Source organism: Pseudomonas sp. URMO17WK12:I6, assembly GCF_003253625.1.
Taxonomy (GTDB): Bacteria; Pseudomonadota; Gammaproteobacteria; order Pseudomonadales; family Pseudomonadaceae; genus Aquipseudomonas.
Genome location: NZ_QKYZ01000005.1, coordinates 143,268 through 162,009, shown reverse-complemented (window position 1 = coordinate 162,009; position 18,742 = coordinate 143,268). Strand labels below are relative to the sequence as shown.

The following is an 18,742-nucleotide window of genomic DNA, read 5'->3' as shown; positions in this document are numbered from 1 at the left end:
GTCATTTGCGCTTCTGTCAAGACGGGGGGTATTGAACGCAATGGATATTACAGAGTCCGTAACTCACGGATAGTCATAGGGAATTGGTAGTGCTAGGACTCTTCAATAAAAAAACCAATGCGCTTCTGGGGATCGACATCAGCTCTACGTCGGTGAAGCTGTTGGAGTTAAGCCGCCAAGGCGACCGTTATCGGGTCGAGGCCTATGCGGTCGAGCCGCTGCCCGCCAGTGCCGTGGTCGAAAAAAATATTGCCGAGCTCGAAGGCGTGGGGCAGGCCCTTGCGCGCGTGCTGCTTAAGGCCAAAACCAGTCAGAGGAACGTCGCCGTGGCGGTCGCCGGCTCGGCGGTGATCACCAAGACCATCGAGATGGACGCCGGTCTTTCCGACGACGAGATGGAAAACCAACTGAAGATCGAGGCCGATCAGTACATCCCGTATCCGCTGGATGAAGTGGCGATCGACTTTGAAGTGCAGGGCGCGTCAGTGCGCAACCCCGAGCGGGTCAATGTGCTGCTGGCCGCCTGTCGCAAGGAAAACGTCGAGGTTCGTGAAGCCGCCCTGGCCCTGGCCGGGCTGACCGCGCGAGTAGTCGATGTCGAAGCCTATGCCCTGGAGCGAGCGTTCGGCTTGCTGGCAACCCAGCTGGCCGCCTCTCAGGAGCATCTGACCGTGGCGGTAGTCGATATCGGCGCCACCATGACCACCCTGAGCGTGTTGAATAATGGGCGGATCATCTACACCCGCGAACAATTGTTCGGCGGCCGACAACTGACGGAAGAAATCCAGCGCCGTTATGGCCTGACGGTCGAGCAGGCAGGGTTGGCGAAGAAACAGGGCGGTTTGCCGGACGATTACGTCAGTGAGGTCTTGCAGCCGTTTCGGGATGCGTTGGTGCAACAAGTATCGCGCTCATTGCAGTTTTTCTTTGCCTCCGGCCAATACAGCTCGGTCGATCACATTCTCCTGGCCGGCGGCACTGCCTCGGTCCCAGGGCTGGATCGGTTGATCGAGCAGCGTCTGGGTACGCCGACCCAGGTCGCTAACCCATTCTCCGACATGACCCTGAGCAGCAGGGTCAACGCCAGTGCCCTGGCGAGCGATGCGCCGGCACTGATGATCGCCTGCGGGCTGGCCCTCAGGAGTTTCGACTGATGGCACGGATCAATCTTTTACCCTGGCGTGAAGAGTTGCGCGAAGCGCGGCGCAAACGCTTTTTGCTGGCGTTGGCCGGTGTGCTGGCAGGGTCGGTGGGGGCACTGCTGATCACGGACCAGGTCATTAACAGCGCCATTGATCGACAAGTCGCGCGTAACGATTACATCGCCAAGCAGATTGCCGTGGTCGACGAACGGATCAAACAGATCAGCGATCTGAAGGCTCGTCGCCAGCAGCTCGTTGAGCGTATGCGCATCATCCAGGACCTGCAAGGCAACCGGCCGATCAGCGGGAGGATCTTCGATCAGTTGGCGCGCACCTTGCCGGACGGCGTGTATTTCACCGAAGTGAAAATGGTCGGCAAGACCTTGTCCATCACCGGCGCGGCGGAGTCCAACAATCGTGTTTCGGATTTGATGCGCAATCTAGATGCATCCGACTGGTTTGATGCGCCCAATCTCACGGAAGTCAAAGCGACCACCGCCGGTCAGCTGGATCAGGCCAATATTTTTCAGTTGACCGTCCGTCAGACTCAGCCGGCAATTGTGGGGGTGGCTAAATGAGGCTGTCCGAATGGCTCGAAGGGTTGCGCCAGATCGACATCAGCGATCTGGACACCAACAACATGGGTTCCTGGCCAAGGGCGATCAAGGTTCTTGCGAGTGTTCTGCTGATGGTGCTGGTGATGGCTCTGGGCTATAGCTTCCTGATCAGCGACCTGGAAAGCCACCTGGAACTCAAGCGTGAGGAGGAGTCGACGCTCAAGGAGCAGTTTGCGACCAAAGCCCACATGGCGGCCAATCTTGAGCTGTATACCCAGCAGATGAAGGAAATGGAGAACTCCTTCGGCATGCTATTACGGCAATTGCCCAGCGACACCGAAGTGCCCGGTCTGCTGGAGGACATCACCCGCACCGGCCTGGGCAGTGGCCTGGAGTTCGAAGAGATCAAGCTGCTGCCGGAGGTCACCCAGCAGTTCTACATCGAACTCCCTATCCAGATCACCGTCACCGGCGCCTATCACGACCTGGCCACTTTCGTCAGCGGCGTGGCGGGGTTGCCGCGGATCGTCACCCTGCATGATTTCGACTTGGTGCCGGCCAATCCCGAAGGCGGTCCGAAGTTGCGCATGAGCATCCTTGCCAAGACCTACCGCTACAACGACAAGGGGTTGCAGAAATGAACCCGATTCGTTGCCTGTCGATGGTGATGTGTCTGGTCGTCCTGGCCGGTTGTGGCGGTGACAATGGTTTCAGCGACATAGACGCCTACCTGAACGAAGTGCGCCTGCGAGCGCCCGGCAAGATTGAACCAACGCCGACATTCCAGTCTTATCCGACATTCACCTACAGCGCTGCCAACCTGCGCAGCCCGTTCTCCCGGCAGGTCAGAGTCGATCTGGCTGGCCAGAAGCACGGCTCGCGCAACGTCAAGCCCGACCCCAACCGGGTCAAGCAGTACCTCGAAGGCTTCAACATCGAACAATTTGAAATGGTCGGCACAATCTCCAATGCCTCCGGCTCCTTTGCGCTGCTGCGTGGGGCGGGCGGTGTGCATCGGCTGAAAGTCGGCGATTACCTGGGACGTAATGATGGACGGATCGTCGCCATCAGCGCTTCGCAAGTCGATGTGGTCGAAATCGTTCCCGATGGCGAAGGCGCCTGGCTGGAGCGGCCGCGGACCATCCCTTTGAAAGAGCACTCATAGTGGAACTCGAACAATGAACAGGATTTTCTCAACCTTCGGTATTTCGCTATGGATAGCGTTTCTGTCGCCGTTGGTACAGGCGGCCAACCTCAAAGCGCTGGATGTCGCCGCGCTGCCTGGTGACCGTGTCGAGCTGAAGTTGTCGTTCGACGGGCCGCCACCGCAGCCGCATGGCTATACGACTGAGCAGCCTGCGCGGATTGCGCTGGATTTGCCGGGAGTTACCAGCCAGCTGGCGAACAAGAGTCGTGACCTGGGCGGTGGCAATGCCCGCAGCGCCACGGTGGTGGAAGCCAAGGACCGCACGCGGCTGATCATCGGTCTGACTCAACTGACTCCGTATAGCGCACGTGTCGAAGGCAACAACCTGTTCGTGGTCGTCGGGCAGGCGGCCGGTAACAAGGCGTCCAAACCGATTGCCAGCGCACCACGCGCGGCCACGGCGGTACCCGCACCCGCCAGAGCCAGTGCTCCCGTGGGCAAGGCTATTCGTGGCGTGGATTTCCAGCGCGGCACCCAGGGTGAAGGTAACGTGGTTATCGATCTGTCGGATCCATCCATTGCCCCGGACATTCAGGAGCGCGATGGCAAGATCATCGTCGGCTTCACCAAAACCCAATTGCCTGAGCGGTTGCGCGTACGCCTCGACGTCAAGGATTTCGCTACCCCGGTGCAGTTCGTCAACGCCAGCGCCACGGGCGACCGGGCCATCATCAGCATCGAGCCCAGCGGCGCCTTCGATTATTCGACCTACCAGACCGATAACAAACTGACCATCAGCATCCGGCCGATGACTGTCGATGACTTGCAAAAACGCAACGCCGAACGTTTTGCCTACAGCGGCGAAAAGCTCTCGTTGAATTTCCAGGACATCGATGTGCGCTCGGTGCTGCAATTGATCGCCGATTTCACCAACCTCAATCTGGTGGCCAGTGACACGGTGCAGGGCGGCATCACGTTGCGCCTGCAGAATGTGCCGTGGGATCAGGCGCTGGACCTGGTGTTGAAAACCAAAGGCCTGGATAAGCGCAAGATTGGCAATGTGTTGCTGGTGGCGCCGGCCGATGAAATCGCCGCCCGGGAGCGTCAGGAGCTGGAGTCGCAGAAACAAATCGCCGAACTGGCGCCTCTGCGTCGCGAGCTGTTGCAGGTCAACTACGCCAAGGCTGCCGATATCGCCAAGCTGTTCCAGTCGGTGACCAGCGCCGAGGCGAAAGTCGACGAGCGCGGTTCAATCACTGTCGATGAGCGGACCAACAACATCATTGCCTACCAGACCCAGGACCGCCTCGACGAGCTGCGTCGCATCGTTGCACAGCTGGATATTCCAGTGCGTCAGGTGATGATCGAGGCGCGCATCGTTGAAGCCAACGTCGATTACGACAAAAGCCTCGGCGTGCGCTGGGGCGGTTCGGTGCAGAAGGGTAATTGGAACGGCTCCGGGGTCAACGGCTCTTCGACCACCGTCGGCACGCCGGGCAGCACCAGCACCAACTCGCCGTTCGTCGACCTTGGGACTTCCTCCAACACCTCGGGGATCGGCATCGCCTTCATTACCGACAATGTGCTGCTGGACCTTGAGCTGACGGCCATGGAAAAAACCGGCAACGGGGAAATCGTCTCGCAGCCCAAGGTGGTCACGTCAGACAAGGAAACCGCGAAAATCCTCAAGGGCACCGAAATCCCCTATCAGGAAGCCAGCTCCAGCGGTGCCACTTCGGTGTCGTTCAAGGAGGCCTCGCTGTCCCTGGAAGTGACGCCGCAGATCACCCCGGACAACCGCATCATCATGGAGGTCAAGGTCACCAAGGACGAACCGGACTACCTGAACAAAGTGCAGGATGTACCGCCGATCAAGAAAAACGAGGTCAACGCCAAGGTATTGGTCAACGACGGCGAGACCATCGTGATTGGTGGGGTTTTCTCAAATACTCAGAGCAAGGTTGTAGATAAGGTGCCATTTCTCGGTGATGTACCGTATCTTGGCCGCCTTTTCCGGCGTGACGTGGTTTCGGAGAAAAAATCCGAGCTGCTGGTATTTCTCACTCCGCGTATCATGAACAATCAGGCGATTGCTGTGAGTCATTGATTCTGTGCGAAATTTGATTCTTGTTGGACCGATGGGGGCTGGAAAAAGCACCATCGGCCGGTTGCTGGCCAAAGAGCTGCGCCTGCCGTTCAAAGATTCCGATAAGGAAATTGAATTGCGCACGGGCGCCAATATCCCGTGGATTTTCGATAAAGAAGGCGAACCGGGCTTTCGTGACCGCGAGCAGGCGATGATTGCCGAGCTGTGCGCGTCCGACGGCGTGGTGTTGGCGACCGGTGGCGGAGCGGTAATGCGCGAGGCCAATCGTCGGGCGCTGCACGCCGGTGGTCGGGTGGTCTATCTGCACGCGTCTGTCGAGCAGCAAGTGGGCCGAACGGCTCGCGATCGCAATCGGCCACTGCTGCGTACCGCCGATCCGGCCAAGACCCTGCGGGACTTGCTTGCGATCCGTGACCCGCTGTATCGGGAAATCGCCGACCTGGTGGTGGAAACCGATGAGCGGCCACCGCGGATGGTGGTGCTCGATATTCTCGAACGCTTGCAGCAGCTGCCGCCCCGTTAATGCACGGGGCGAAATGCGCTATCCTCGGCGTCCTGTCGCAGCCGCTCAAGGTTGTGGCGGATGACTACCGGACGGCGTCACACCAGCAGACGCCATGGAATTCGTAAACTCAAGGCAGGACGCCTGATTCCATCTTCACTGTGGGGACACATGCAGACACTCAAGGTCGATCTAGGCGAGCGCAGCTACCCGATTCATATTGGCGAAGGTTTGTTGGATAAGCCTGAGCTGCTAGCCCCGCATATCCGCGGGCGGCAGGTGGCGATCATCTCCAACGAGACCGTCGCGCCGCTCTACCTCGAGCGTCTGACCCGCAGTCTGGCGCAGTTCTCGGTCATTTCCGTGGTGCTGCCCGATGGCGAAGCCTTCAAGACCTGGGAAACCCTGCAACTGATTTTCGATGGCTTGCTGACTGCTCGGCACGACCGTCGCACCACGGTGATTGCCCTCGGTGGCGGCGTGATCGGTGACATGGCCGGTTTTGCCGCGGCCTGCTACCAGCGGGGCGTCGATTTCATCCAGGTGCCGACCACGTTGCTGTCGCAAGTAGATTCTTCGGTGGGCGGCAAGACCGGGATCAATCATCCGCTGGGCAAGAACATGGTCGGCGCCTTCTATCAGCCCAACGTGGTGCTGATCGATACCGCCACCCTCAATACACTGCCGGCCCGCGAACTGTCTGCCGGGCTGGCGGAAGTCATCAAGTACGGGCTGATCTGTGACGAGCCATTCCTGACCTGGCTCGAAGAAAACGTCGATCGCCTGCGCGCCCTGGACCAGGCCGCCCTGACTTACGCTATCGAACGTTCCTGTGCGGCCAAGGCGGCAGTGGTGGGTGCCGACGAGAAAGAGACCGGCGTGCGTGCCACGTTGAACCTGGGGCATACCTTCGGCCACGCGATCGAAACCCATATGGGCTATGGTGTCTGGTTGCATGGTGAAGCAGTCGCTGCTGGCACCGTGATGGCTCTGGAGATGTCCGCGCGGCTGGGCTGGATCAGCGAAGAGGAGCGTAATCGCGGTATTCGCCTGTTCCAGCGCGCCGGCCTGCCGGTCATCCCGCCGGAAGAGATGACCGAAGCAGATTTTCTCGAACACATGGCAATTGACAAGAAAGTGATCGACGGTCGTTTGCGCCTGGTGCTGCTGCGCCACATGGGCGAAGCGGTGGTGACCGACGATTATCCGAAAGAGGTTTTACAGGCCACGCTGGGAGCGGATTACCGCGCCCTGGCTCAGCTTAAAGGTTAATAAGATCCCGATGACTAGTTTGCATGCCGACGAGGCTTTCCTCGGCCATTACCAGTTAAGTCATGACCCTTTCGCTCCACGGGTGCCTGGCTTCAAATTCTTCCCGGCCCAGCGCAAGCCGGTGCTGGGCCAGTTGCACCACCTGGCTCGCTACAGCCAGTTGCTGCTGGTGGTCACCGGTCCGCAAGGCAGCGGCAAAACCCTGTTGCGTCAGGCCCTGGTAGCCAGCACCAACAAACAGTCAGTGCAGAGCGTGGTGGTTTCCGCCCGTGGCGCCGGCGACGCCGCTGGCGTGCTGAATCAAGTGGCTCAGGCGCTGGACGTTGCTCAGGCCGAGATCGGTGCGATCCTGGCTGAAGTGGTGCAGCTTGCGCTCACGGGGCAGGAAGTCTATTTGCTGGTGGATGACGCCGAGCAACTCGACGAGTCTGCACTGGAAGCCTTGTTGGCCCTGGCTGCCGGCGCGCCGGAAGGTCGTCCGCATGTATTCCTGTTCGGTGAGTCCTCGCTGATTGCTCAACTTGATGCGCTGAGCCTCGAGGAAGAGCGTTTTCACGTCATCGAATTGCAGCCCTACACCGAAGAAGAAACCCGCGAATATCTGGATCAGCGTCTTGAAGGTGCTGGCCGGGGAATCGAACTTTTCACCGCGGATCAGATCTCTGATATTCACGAAAGCTCCGACGGTTGGCCTGGCAACATCAACCAGGTCGCCCGCGATGCAATGATCGAAGCCATGATTGCCAGCCGCTCAGCGGTCAAGCGTCCAAGTATGGGGTTCAACATGCCGAAGAAACACGTATTGGCAATTTCCGCCGTCGTCGTGGTCGCGGTAGCTGCCGCCTGGTTGATGCCAGGTCGCAACAAAGCACCGACCACCGGCGCGCCTGCCAACGAACAGGCACAACTGCCGCTGGGCCAGGGCACGCCAAAACCTAACAGTGCAGGCGCTCCCTCCGTGGAGTTCGCCGGTAATACGCAACCGATGCCATTGCCGTTGGTCGGTAACTCGCAGCCAGTGATGCGTGGTCCGTTGGCCGAAGCGGCTGGAGGCATTACCGAAGGCGATGATGGCGTACCGGTCGAAGGCTCCAGCGCCACACCGCCGACCGTGACCACCACTGCGCCACCGGCAGGCGTTCCAGCGGGGCCCGCGCCGACACCGGCTGCCAAGCCGACGCCTGCGCCGACTCAAGTCGCGACCGCCAAGCCTGTCGCGCCTGTGGCCAAGCCAGCGCCAGCGCCTGCACCGGCTGCCAAACCGGCTCCAGCGCCCGCCAAGCCGGCCGTCGTGGCCAAACCCGCCGAGAAGCCAGCTACCGTGGCCAAAGCCGCTGGTGGCAGCTGGTACGCAGGCCAGGCACCGGGCAGCTATGTAGTGCAGATCCTTGGCACCAGCTCCGAATCGACCGCGCAAAACTTCGTCAAGGAGCAGGGCGGCGAGTACCGTTATTTCAAGAAAGTGCTCAACGGCAAGCCGCTTTACGTCATCACCTACGGTAGCTTCGCCAACCGCGATGCAGCCGTTACTGCCATCAAGGCCTTGCCAGCGAAGGTTCAGGCTGGTAAACCTTGGCCTCGCACTGTCGCCAGCGTCCAACAGGAACTGGCAACAACTCGCTGAAGATTCGGCGGCCTTACCCAGGCCGCCTCTCCAAGCACCTCAAAATTTCTACAAGCGCATGCCGCCTCCAGGGACTGTTGGCGCTTGCTGACGACCGCGACGCAGCCCCATTTGACGCTGGGCGAGGCGCGAGGAACGCTGTTTGGTTTTTCCAAATAAGTTCCGAGCAACGCTGCCCAGCGTCAAATGGGGCGCGTCCCTTCGGGTTGCGCGCCAACGTGCGCGAGGCTGCGTTGCGGGATTTGCCAAGGGAACAACCATTGGCAGCATCCCGCGCCTTGCCTCGCGCACGTTGGCGTGCAACGCGGTTCGCCAGCAAGCGCCAACAGTCCCTGCGGCCGCGTGCCTTGTGGTGTCTGCGTCACAGTAGTCTTTGAGTCGCTGCGGTCAAAATTAAAAAAGTTTTGACTAGCACAGCATATCGCTTTAAACCTTTCACAAATGCGACATGGATTTGCGACATTTCGTCGTCAAATTTGTGAGCCTCTGTGTCGGTGTGTACAATGACCTCCCTTTTGCCCCCGCAAAGCTGGCGTACGTTCGGCGCGGATGGTAACTGGTTGAATTGAAAAGAAATTTGCCTCGATAAGAGGCAGCCTGGTGAGAAAGTGTCTATGAAAGCAGGTCTGTACCAACCAGATGAATTCAAGGATAACTGCGGTTTTGGCCTGATAGCCCATATGCAGGGCGAGCCCAGTCATACCCTTTTGCAAACGGCCATTGAGGCCCTGACCTGCATGACCCACCGCGGTGGGATCAACGCCGACGGCAAGACCGGTGACGGTTGCGGTCTGCTGATTCAAAAGCCGGATGTGTTCCTGCGTGCCATCGCCCAGGAAACCTTCGGCGTCGAACTGCCCAAGCAATATGCCGTGGGCATGGTCTTCTTCAACCAGGATCCGGTGAAAGCCGAAGCCGCTCGCGAGAACATGAACCGCGAAATCCTGGCCGAAGGCCTGACCCTGGTCGGCTGGCGCAAAGTGCCGATCGACACCAGCGTCCTCGGCCGCCTGGCCCTCGAGCGCCTGCCGCTGATCGAGCAAGTGTTCGTCGGTGGTGAAGGCCTGAGCGATCAGGACATGGCGATCAAGCTGTTCAGCGCCCGTCGTCGTTCGTCCGTGGCCAACGCCGCCGATGTCGATCACTACATCTGCAGCTTTTCCCACAAGACCATTATTTACAAAGGCCTGATGATGCCGGCGGATTTGACCGCCTTCTATCCAGACCTGAGCGACCAACGCCTGCAAACTTCGATCTGCGTGTTCCACCAGCGCTTTTCGACCAACACGCTGCCGAAATGGCCGCTGGCGCAGCCGTTCCGCTTCCTTGCCCACAACGGCGAAATCAACACCATCACCGGCAACCGCAACTGGGCGCAGGCCCGTCGCACCAAGTTCACCAATGATCTGATGGATCTGGATGAACTCGGCCCGCTGGTGAACCGTGTCGGTTCCGACTCCTCCAGCATGGACAACATGCTCGAGCTGATGGTCACCGGTGGCATCGACCTGTTCCGTGGCGTGCGGATGATCATCCCGCCTGCGTGGCAGAACGTCGAAACCATGGACCCGGATCTGCGTGCGTTCTACGAATACAACTCGATGCACATGGAACCGTGGGACGGCCCGGCTGGCGTAGTAATGACCGACGGTCGCTACGCGGTGTGCCTGCTCGACCGTAACGGCCTGCGGCCGGCGCGTTGGGTGACCACCAAGAACGGTTTCATCACCCTGGCCTCGGAAATCGGTGTCTGGAACTACCAGCCTGAGGACGTGATCGCCAAGGGGCGTGTCGGCCCGGGCCAGATCTTTGCCGTGGACACCGAAACCGGTCAGATCCTCGACACCGACGCCATCGACAACCGCTTGAAGTCCCGTCATCCGTACAAGCAATGGCTGCGCAAGAATGCCCTGCGCATTCAGGCGACCATGGAAGACAACGACCACGGTTCAGCGTTCTACGACGTCGACCAGCTCAAGCAGTACATGAAGATGTACCAGGTCACGTTCGAAGAGCGCGACCAGGTGCTGCGTCCGCTCGGCGAGCAAGGCTACGAAGCCGTCGGCTCGATGGGCGACGATACGCCGATGGCCGTGCTGTCCCAGCGCGTGCGCACGCCGTACGACTATTTCCGTCAGCAGTTCGCGCAGGTCACCAACCCGCCGATCGACCCGCTGCGCGAAGCCATCGTCATGTCGCTGGAAGTCTGCCTCGGTGCCGAGCGCAACATCTTCCAGGAGTCGCCGGAACACGCCTCGCGCGTGATCCTCAGCTCGCCGGTCATTTCTCCGGCCAAGTGGCGCTCGCTGATGAACCTCGATCGCCCAGGCTTCGAGCGTCAGATCATCGACCTCAACTATGACGAGAGTGTCGGTCTCGAAGCCGCGGTGCGTAACGTCGCCGATCAGGCTGAAGAAGCCGTTCGCGCCGGTCGCACCCAGGTCGTACTGAGTGACCGTCACATTGCTCCGGGCAAGCTGCCGATCCACGCTTCGCTGGCGACCGGTGCCGTGCACCATCGCCTGACCGAAAAAGGCCTGCGTTGCGACTCCAACATTCTGGTGGAAACCGCGACCGCTCGTGATCCACACCACTTCGCGGTGCTGATCGGTTTCGGCGCCTCGGCGGTCTACCCGTTCCTGGCCTATGAAGTGCTGGGTGACCTGATCCGCACCGGTGAAGTGCTGGGCGACCTCTATGAGGTGTTCAAGAACTACCGCAAAGGCATCACCAAGGGCCTGCTCAAGATCCTGTCGAAGATGGGCATCTCGACCATCACGTCGTATCGCGGTGCACAGCTGTTCGAGGCCATCGGTCTGTCCGAAGAAGTCTGCGAACTGAGCTTCCGTGGTGTGCCAAGCCGCATCAAGGGTGCACGCTTCGTCGACATCGAAGCCGAGCAGAAAGCCCTGGCGGCTGAAGCCTGGAGCCCGCGCAAGCCGATCCAGCAAGGCGGTCTGCTGAAGTTCGTCCACGGTGGCGAATATCACGCCTACAACCCTGACGTGGTCAACACCTTGCAAGCCGCAGTGCAGCAGGGCGACTACAGCAAGTTCAAGGAATACACGTCACTGGTGGATAACCGCCCGGTGTCGATGATCCGCGACCTGCTCAAGGTCAAGACCCTCGACACGCCGATGGACATCAGCGAAGTCGAGCCTCTGGAGTCGGTGCTCAAGCGCTTCGACTCCGCTGGTATTTCGCTGGGCGCCCTGTCGCCGGAAGCCCACGAAGCCCTGGCCGAAGCCATGAACCGCCTCGGTGCGCGTTCGAACTCCGGCGAAGGCGGCGAAGACCCGGCGCGCTACGGCACCATCAAGAGCTCGAAAATCAAGCAAGTCGCCACTGGCCGCTTCGGTGTGACCCCGGAATACCTGGTCAACGCCGAAGTGCTGCAGATCAAAGTCGCCCAGGGCGCCAAGCCCGGCGAAGGTGGTCAGCTGCCAGGCGGCAAGGTCAACGGTCTGATCGCCAAGCTGCGTTACGCAGTGCCGGGCGTGACCCTGATTTCGCCTCCGCCGCACCACGACATCTATTCGATCGAAGACTTGTCGCAGCTGATTTTCGACCTGAAACAAGTCAACCCGAATGCGCTGGTTTCGGTGAAGCTGGTGGCAGAAGCGGGCGTCGGCACCATCGCGGCCGGTGTGGCCAAGGCCTACGCGGACTTGATCACCATCTCCGGCTACGACGGCGGCACCGGTGCATCGCCACTGACCTCGATCAAATACGCGGGCGCACCGTGGGAACTCGGCCTGGCCGAAACCCACCAGACCCTGCGTGGCAACGACCTGCGCGGCAAAGTCCGGGTACAAACCGATGGTGGCCTGAAAACCGGCCTCGACGTGATCAAGGCAGCCATTCTCGGCGCTGAAAGCTTCGGCTTCGGCACCGCGCCAATGATCGCCCTGGGCTGCAAATACCTGCGCATCTGCCACCTGAACAACTGCGCCACCGGCGTTGCGACTCAGAACGAGAAGCTGCGCAAGGATCACTACATCGGGACCGTCGACATGGTGGTGAATTTCTTCACCTACGTCGCCGAAGAAACCCGTGAGTGGCTGGCCAAGCTGGGCGTGCGCTCCCTCGAAGAGCTGATCGGTCGTACCGATCTGCTGGAAGTCCTCGAAGGCCAGACCGCCAAGCAGAACCACCTGGACCTGACTCCGTTGCTCGGCAGCGATCACATCCCGGCAGACAAGCCTCAATTCTGCCAGGTCGACCGCAACCCGCCGTTCGACAAAGGCCTGCTGGCCGAGAAAATGGTCGACATGGCCACCTCGGCAATCAACGACCTGAGCGGTGCCGATTTCGCCCTGGATATCTGCAACTGCGACCGTTCCATCGGCGCGCGGATCTCCGGTGAAATCGCCCGCAAACACGGTAACCAGGGCATGGCCAACGCGCCGATCACCTTCCGCTTCAAAGGGACGGCGGGTCAGAGCTTCGGCGTGTGGAACGCTGGTGGCCTGAACATGTACCTGGAAGGCGACGCAAACGACTACGTCGGCAAAGGCATGACCGGCGGCAAACTGGTCATCGTTCCGCCGAAAGGCAGCCTCTACAAGACGCAGGACAGTGCCATCATCGGCAACACCTGCCTGTATGGCGCCACTGGCGGCAAGCTGTTCGCCGCCGGCACCGCTGGCGAGCGTTTCGCGGTGCGTAACTCCGGTGCTCACACTGTGGTGGAAGGCACAGGCGATCACTGCTGCGAGTACATGACCGGTGGTTTCGTCTGCGTTCTGGGCAAGACCGGTTACAACTTCGGCTCAGGCATGACCGGTGGTTTCGCCTACGTGCTCGACCAGGACAACACCTTCGTTGACCGGGTCAACCACGAACTGGTGGAAATCCAGCGGATCAGTGGTGAGGCGATGGAAGCCTATCGCAGCCACCTGCAACGCGTGCTGAACGAATACGTCGAGGAAACCGACAGCGAGTGGGGTCGTAACCTCGCTGAAAACCTCGATGACTATCTGCGTCGTTTCTGGCTGGTCAAGCCCAAGGCTGCCAACCTGAAATCGTTGCTTTCCAGCACCCGTGCCAACCCGCAGTGATATGCGCCTGAAGAGTTTGATGAGGTTTTAACAATGGCTGAACGTCTGAATAACGACTTCCAGTTCATCGATGTCGGGCGCAAGGATCCGAAGAAGAAACTGTTGCGTCAACGCAAGAAAGAGTTCGTGGAAATCTACGAACCGTTCAAACCCCAGCAGTCGGCCGACCAGGCCCACCGCTGCCTGGGCTGCGGTAACCCATATTGCGAATGGAAGTGCCCGGTGCACAACTTCATTCCCAACTGGCTCAAATTGGTGGCTGAGGGCAACATCCTCCAGGCCGCCGAGTTGTCGCACCAGACCAACACCTTGCCGGAAGTCTGCGGCCGGGTGTGCCCGCAGGATCGTCTGTGCGAGGGGGCCTGCACCCTCAATGACGGTTTCGGTGCAGTGACCATCGGTTCGGTCGAGAAGTACATCACTGACACCGCGTTCGCCATGGGCTGGCGCCCGGACATGTCCAAGGTCAAGCCGACTGGCAAGCGTGTTGCGGTAATCGGTGCGGGCCCTGCGGGCCTGGGCTGTGCCGACGTGCTGGTGCGTGGCGGCGTGACGCCGGTGGTGTTCGACAAGAACCCGGAAATCGGCGGTCTGCTGACCTTCGGCATTCCCGAGTTCAAGCTGGAAAAGACCGTGCTGAGCAATCGCCGCGAAGTCTTCACCGGCATGGGCATCGAGTTCCGCCTGAACACCGAAGTGGGCAAGGACGTGACCATGGAACAACTGCTCGAAGAATTCGATGCGGTCTTCATGGGCATGGGCACCTACACCTACATGAAGGGCGGCTTCGCCGGCGAGGACCTGCCAGGCGTGCACGACGCGCTGGACTTCCTGATCGCCAACGTCAACCGCAACCTGGGCTTTGAAAAGTCGCCGGAAGATTTCGTCGACATGAAAGGCAAGAAAGTGGTGGTGCTGGGTGGCGGCGACACGGCGATGGACTGCAACCGTACCTCCATTCGTCAGGGCGCCAAGGCGGTGACCTGTGCCTATCGTCGTGACGAAGCGAACATGCCGGGCTCGCGCAAAGAGGTGAAGAACGCCAAGGAAGAAGGCGTGAAATTCCTCTACAACCGCCAGCCGATCGCAATCGTCGGAGAAGACCGTGTCGAAGGCGTGAAGGTGGTCGAGACCCGTCTCGGCGAGCCGGATGCCCGTGGCCGTCGCAGCCCCGAGCCGATCCCGGGTTCCGAAGAGATCATCCCGGCCGACGCCGTGGTCATCGCGTTTGGTTTCCGTCCAAGCCCGGCGTCGTGGTTCGAGCAGTTCAGCATCCAGACCGACAGCCAGGGCCGCGTCGTGGCGCCGGAGCAAGGCCAGTACAAGCACCAGACCAGCAACCCGAAAATCTTCGCCGGTGGTGACATGGTGCGCGGTTCCGACCTGGTGGTGACGGCGATCTTCGAAGGCCGCAATGCCGCCGAAGGAATCCTGGATTACCTGGGCGTCTGATCGACGCCTGACCCTGTAGGAGCCGGCTTGCTGGCGATGAACGATAACGCGGTGTACCTGATACACCGCGTCGTCTGAATCGCCAGCAAGCCGGCTCCTACAGTGTTTTGTGGTGCTGCAAAGTCTGCATTTCACCGCGACAAATTGACCCGATAGACAAAAGGATCGGCTCTTGCCGTGCCTTTTGCGTCGCGCTCTGAGAAAATGCCCGCACTTTTTTTCCGGATGCCGACATGACTGCCCTGAAGAACGACCGTTTCCTTCGCGCCCTGCTCAAGCAACCCGTAGACGTCACCCCAGTGTGGATGATGCGTCAGGCCGGTCGCTACCTGCCGGAATACCGCGCCAGCCGTGCCAAGGCCGGTGACTTCATGAGCCTGTGCATGAACCCGGCGTTCGCTTGCGAAGTCACGATGCAACCGCTCGACCGCTATCCGCAACTGGACGCGGCGATCCTCTTCTCCGACATCCTGACCATCCCCGATGCCATGGGCCAGGGCCTGTACTTCGAGACCGGTGAAGGTCCACGCTTCAAGAAAGTCGTCAGCACCCTGGCTGACATCGAAGCCTTGCCGATTCCTGATCCACAGAAAGACCTCGGCTACGTCATGGACGCAGTCAGCACCATCCGCCGCGAACTGAACGGCCGTGTGCCGCTGATCGGTTTTTCCGGCAGCCCATGGACCCTGGCCACCTACATGGTTGAAGGCGGTTCGTCGAAAGACTTCCGCAAGACCAAGGCCATGCTCTACGACAACCCGCAAGCCATGCACCTGCTGCTGGACAAGCTTGCGCAGTCGGTCACCTCGTACCTCAATGGCCAGATCCTGGCCGGCGCACAAGCAGTGCAGATCTTCGACACCTGGGGCGGTAATCTCTCGGCGGCGGCGTACCAGGAATTCTCCCTGGCCTACATGCGCAAAATCGTCAGCGGCCTGATCCGCGAACATGAAGGCCGCAAAGTGCCGGTCATCCTGTTCACCAAGAATGGCGGCCTGTGGCTGGAAAGCATCGCCGACGCCGGCGCTGATGCGCTAGGCCTGGACTGGACTTGCGACATCGGTGAGGCCCGTCAACGCGTCGGCAACAAAGTCGCCCTGCAAGGCAACATGGACCCGACCGTGCTTTACGCCAAGCCAGAAGCCATCCGCGCCGAAGTCGGCCGGATTCTCGCCAGCTACGGCAAGGGCAGCGGCCACGTGTTCAACCTCGGCCATGGCATTACGCCGGAAGTCGATCCGGAGCACGCAGGCGCTTTCTTGCGCGCGGTGCATGAGCTGTCGGCGCAGTATCACGAGTGATCGTCGCCCGATAAAAAACGCCCGGCATTTGCCGGGCGTTTTTGCATCAAAATCAAAAAGATCGCAGCCTTAAGCTTTCAAATTCTCCAACGGCGGCAACTTCGCCAATTTCAACGCCACCAACAGCGCAATCACCAGCAATCCGCTGATGAACAGCCCGATCCCGTTCCAGCCACCCAGATGCCAGGCCATACCGCCCGCCGTACCCGCGATACTCGACCCGGCGTAATAGCTGAACAGGTACAACGACGTCGCCTGCCCCTTGGCCTTGGTCGCGCGACGACCGATCCAGCTGCTGGCCACCGAATGCGCGCCGAAGAAGCCGAAGGTGAAGACCAGCATGCCGAAGATCACTACTGGCAGGGGCGTAAACATCGTCAACGCAAGGCCCGCGAGCATCACCACAATGGTTGCCCAGAGCACTTTGCGCCGGCCGAGCTGGTCGGCCAGGGCGCCGATTTTCGCCGAGCTGTAGATGCCCGACAGGTACACCACCGAGAGTAGCCCGACGAAGGCCTGGTCCATGTGATACGGCTCGGCCAGCAGGCGATAGCCGATGTAGTTGAACAGGGTAACGAACGCGCCCATCAGCACGAACGCTTCGACAAACAGCAGCGGCAGGCCGGCGTCGCGAAAGTGCATGGTGAAGCCGTCGAGCAGGCTACGCGGGTGCAGCGAGCGGGCGCGGAAGTTGCGCGATTCGGGGAGGATTTTCCAGAACACCGCGGCGGCAATCAGCGCCAGGCCGCCGATGACCAGCATTGCCGTGTGCCAGCTGACGAAGTCGATCAGCACCCCGACGATCAAGCGTCCACACATGCCGCCGATGGCATTGCCACCGATGTACAAGCCCATGGCCAGGCCAATGTGCTGCGGGTGGATCTCTTCGCTCAGGTAAGTCATCGCCACCGCCGCCAGACCGCTCAACGATAGCCCCACCAGCGCCCGCATCACCAGCACGCCTTGCCAGCTCGGCATCATCGCACTGGCCATGGTGCACAGTGCGGCGGCGAACAGTGCGGCGACCATCACCGGTTTACGCCCGATGCGATCGGAGATGGGGCCGGTGATCAGCAATCCGATAGCCAGCATGCCGGTGGCGACCGACAGGATCAGGCTGCTCTGGGCCGCATTGATGGAAAACTCGCGGGACAGCAGCGGCATCATCGGCTGTACGCAGTAGAGCAAGGCAAAGGTCGCGAAGCCTCCGGAAAACAGCGCCAGCACCGTGCGCATAAACATCGGTGTGCCTTTCTCGATGTAGATCTCGTTGTGTTCAGCGACGACATCATTCAACGCGGCGGGCGGAATTTCATGGGCGAGTGGGGCGACAGCAGTTTTCACTTCGGACCTCGGAGGACGCAGCCGGTTAGGCAATGAAAAAATCATATAGCTGGCTAATGTTTCTATCCAATATATTGTTCGACCTGTTTGATAGGTTTAACGACCTAATGGAGTTTTCATGGAATTGCGTCACCTGCGCTACTTCATTGCCGTCGCCGAAGAACTGCATTTCGGCCGCGCCGCCCAAGTGCTGGGTATCTCGCAGCCGCCGCTGAGCCAGCAAATTCAGGCGCTGGAACAGGAAGTGGGGGCGCGTCTGTTCGAACGGACCAATCGTCGGGTCGAGCTGAGTGAGGCCGGTCGGCTGTTTCTGGAAGAGGCGCGGCTGGCGCTGGCGCAGGTCGACAAAGCGGCGGATGTGGCTCGGCGGGCACAACTTGGTGAATTGGGTGAACTGAAGATCGGCTTCACCTCGTCGGCGCCGTTCAACTCGACCATTCCCCAGGCGATTTTCTCATTTCGCCAGCGCTTCCCGGCGGTGCACCTGAACCTGCGGGAAATGAGCAGCACCCAAGTGGCCGATGCGCTGGTGGACGAGTCGATCGAAGTCGGCATCATGCGCCCGTTGGGCTTGCCGGACTCCCTCAGCGTGGTGGAGCTGATGCGTGAGCCATTGGTGGCGGTGCTCAGCTCCAAGCATCCGCTGGTGGATGGCAGCGAAGAAGGTCTGTTCCTGTCCGCTCTGGCCCTCGAGCCGTTCGTATTTTTCCCGCGCAGCTATGGCAGCGGTCTGTACGCACAACTGCTCACTCTGGCGCGGGACGCCGGCTTCAGCCCGCACTTTGCCCAGGAGGCGGGCGAGGCGATGACCATCATCGGGCTGGTGGCGGCGGGTTTGGGGGTATCGGTGTTGCCAGCGTCTTATCAGCGGATGCGCATTGATGGCGTGGTGTATCGGCCGTTGCTCGATCCAGAGGCGATTTCGGCGGTGTGGCTGGTGCAGCGCAAGGATCAGAAGTCGCCGATGGCCAAGGCGTTTGTGGAGTTGTTGACGCGTAAGGTTGAAGGGAAGTGAAAGCGAGCAAATCACCGCACTCAGGACACTTCAAGTAATGGATCCGTCCTAGTGATTTATCTGAGTTTTACGCAATCAAAGCCGCGGTACGCAACGCTCTTGGCCTGTGATGCCATCAGAGGTGGCACAGTTGGGCGAGTCGCCACCCGTTGTCTCCCGTTAAGTTTCAAGCAATACTGCCCGCGTTCCCGAAAGGGGCTTGTGAGACTCTGAGGATCC

The 18,742-nt window shown here is 60.3% G+C and carries 13 protein-coding genes; 12 read left to right on the top strand and 1 reads right to left on the bottom strand.

All coding sequences use genetic code 11. The features are described 5' to 3' along the window. Positions 1 to 89 precede the first annotated feature (89 nt). The 11 genes from F475_RS11210 (at position 90) to hemE (ending at position 16,164) form a co-directional block, all read left to right on the top strand. A complete protein-coding gene (locus F475_RS11210; protein ID WP_018928618.1) occupies positions 90 to 1,154 on the top strand; it encodes a pilus assembly protein PilM in 1,065 nt (354 codons plus the stop codon). Continuing rightward, entirely contained in the window at positions 1,154 to 1,720 is a 567-nt protein-coding gene (locus tag F475_RS11205; RefSeq protein ID WP_111453921.1) for a PilN domain-containing protein, read from the top strand. The genes F475_RS11210 and F475_RS11205 overlap by 1 nt, the downstream gene beginning before the upstream one ends. Beyond that, complete coding sequence (pilO, locus tag F475_RS11200) at positions 1,717 to 2,340, top strand: type 4a pilus biogenesis protein PilO (protein WP_018928616.1); 624 nt, start codon at positions 1,717 to 1,719, stop codon at positions 2,338 to 2,340. Before F475_RS11205 ends, pilO begins: the two co-directional genes overlap by 4 nt. Further along, a complete protein-coding gene (locus F475_RS11195; protein ID WP_018928615.1) occupies positions 2,337 to 2,864 on the top strand; it encodes a pilus assembly protein PilP in 528 nt (175 codons plus the stop codon). Before pilO ends, F475_RS11195 begins: the two co-directional genes overlap by 4 nt. A 13-nt stretch (positions 2,865 to 2,877) precedes the next feature. Continuing rightward, positions 2,878 to 4,953, top strand: a complete 2,076-nt coding sequence (gene pilQ / locus F475_RS11190; protein ID WP_064615925.1) for a type IV pilus secretin PilQ — start codon at positions 2,878 to 2,880, stop codon at positions 4,951 to 4,953. 4 nt (positions 4,954 to 4,957) lie between these two features. Next, positions 4,958 to 5,476, top strand: a complete 519-nt coding sequence (gene aroK / locus F475_RS11185) for a shikimate kinase AroK (RefSeq protein WP_019581860.1) — start codon at positions 4,958 to 4,960, stop codon at positions 5,474 to 5,476. Positions 5,477 to 5,626: 150 nt separating this feature from the next. Then, positions 5,627 to 6,727 (top strand): 3-dehydroquinate synthase, encoded by a 1,101-nt coding sequence (aroB, locus tag F475_RS11180; RefSeq protein WP_018928613.1) that lies wholly within the window; start codon positions 5,627 to 5,629, stop codon positions 6,725 to 6,727. A gap of 10 nt (positions 6,728 to 6,737) precedes the next feature. Beyond that, positions 6,738 to 8,351, top strand: coding sequence for an AAA family ATPase (locus F475_RS11175; RefSeq protein WP_111453920.1), 1,614 nt, complete (start codon positions 6,738 to 6,740; stop codon positions 8,349 to 8,351). 614 nt (positions 8,352 to 8,965) lie between these two features. Continuing rightward, entirely contained in the window at positions 8,966 to 13,411 is a 4,446-nt protein-coding gene (gene gltB / locus F475_RS11165) for a glutamate synthase large subunit (protein ID WP_064615931.1), read from the top strand. A gap of 33 nt (positions 13,412 to 13,444) precedes the next feature. Further along, positions 13,445 to 14,863 carry an FAD-dependent oxidoreductase gene (locus tag F475_RS11160; RefSeq protein ID WP_007936832.1) on the top strand — a complete coding sequence of 473 codons (1,419 nt, stop codon included), beginning with the start codon at positions 13,445 to 13,447 and terminating at the stop codon, positions 14,861 to 14,863. Positions 14,864 to 15,096: 233 nt separating this feature from the next. Continuing rightward, a complete protein-coding gene (gene hemE, locus F475_RS11155; RefSeq protein WP_018928609.1) occupies positions 15,097 to 16,164 on the top strand; it encodes a uroporphyrinogen decarboxylase in 1,068 nt (355 codons plus the stop codon). 69 nt (positions 16,165 to 16,233) lie between these two features. Here the strand turns inward: hemE and F475_RS11150 are convergent, their stop codons facing one another. Then, complete coding sequence (locus F475_RS11150) at positions 16,234 to 17,508, bottom strand: MFS transporter (protein ID WP_111453919.1); 1,275 nt, start codon at positions 17,506 to 17,508, stop codon at positions 16,234 to 16,236. Between the two features lie 118 nt (positions 17,509 to 17,626). On the opposite strand from F475_RS11150, the gene F475_RS11145 reads away from it, so the two are divergent. Continuing rightward, on the top strand, positions 17,627 to 18,523 hold the full coding sequence (locus tag F475_RS11145; protein ID WP_111453918.1) for a LysR family transcriptional regulator: 897 nt from the start codon (positions 17,627 to 17,629) through the stop codon (positions 18,521 to 18,523). Positions 18,524 to 18,742 lie beyond the last annotated feature (219 nt).

Coding starts and splice junctions, on each gene's coding strand:
- pilQ (WP_064615925.1), top strand. CDS start 2,878: ATGAACAGGATTTTCTCAACCTTCGGTATTTCGCTATGGATAGCGTTT.
- F475_RS11195 (WP_018928615.1), top strand. CDS start 2,337: ATGAACCCGATTCGTTGCCTGTCGATGGTGATGTGTCTGGTCGTCCTG.
- aroB (WP_018928613.1), top strand. CDS start 5,627: ATGCAGACACTCAAGGTCGATCTAGGCGAGCGCAGCTACCCGATTCAT.
- F475_RS11145 (WP_111453918.1), top strand. CDS start 17,627: ATGGAATTGCGTCACCTGCGCTACTTCATTGCCGTCGCCGAAGAACTG.
- F475_RS11175 (WP_111453920.1), top strand. CDS start 6,738: ATGACTAGTTTGCATGCCGACGAGGCTTTCCTCGGCCATTACCAGTTA.
- gltB (WP_064615931.1), top strand. CDS start 8,966: ATGAAAGCAGGTCTGTACCAACCAGATGAATTCAAGGATAACTGCGGT.
- pilO (WP_018928616.1), top strand. CDS start 1,717: ATGAGGCTGTCCGAATGGCTCGAAGGGTTGCGCCAGATCGACATCAGC.
- hemE (WP_018928609.1), top strand. CDS start 15,097: ATGACTGCCCTGAAGAACGACCGTTTCCTTCGCGCCCTGCTCAAGCAA.
- F475_RS11160 (WP_007936832.1), top strand. CDS start 13,445: ATGGCTGAACGTCTGAATAACGACTTCCAGTTCATCGATGTCGGGCGC.
- F475_RS11205 (WP_111453921.1), top strand. CDS start 1,154: ATGGCACGGATCAATCTTTTACCCTGGCGTGAAGAGTTGCGCGAAGCG.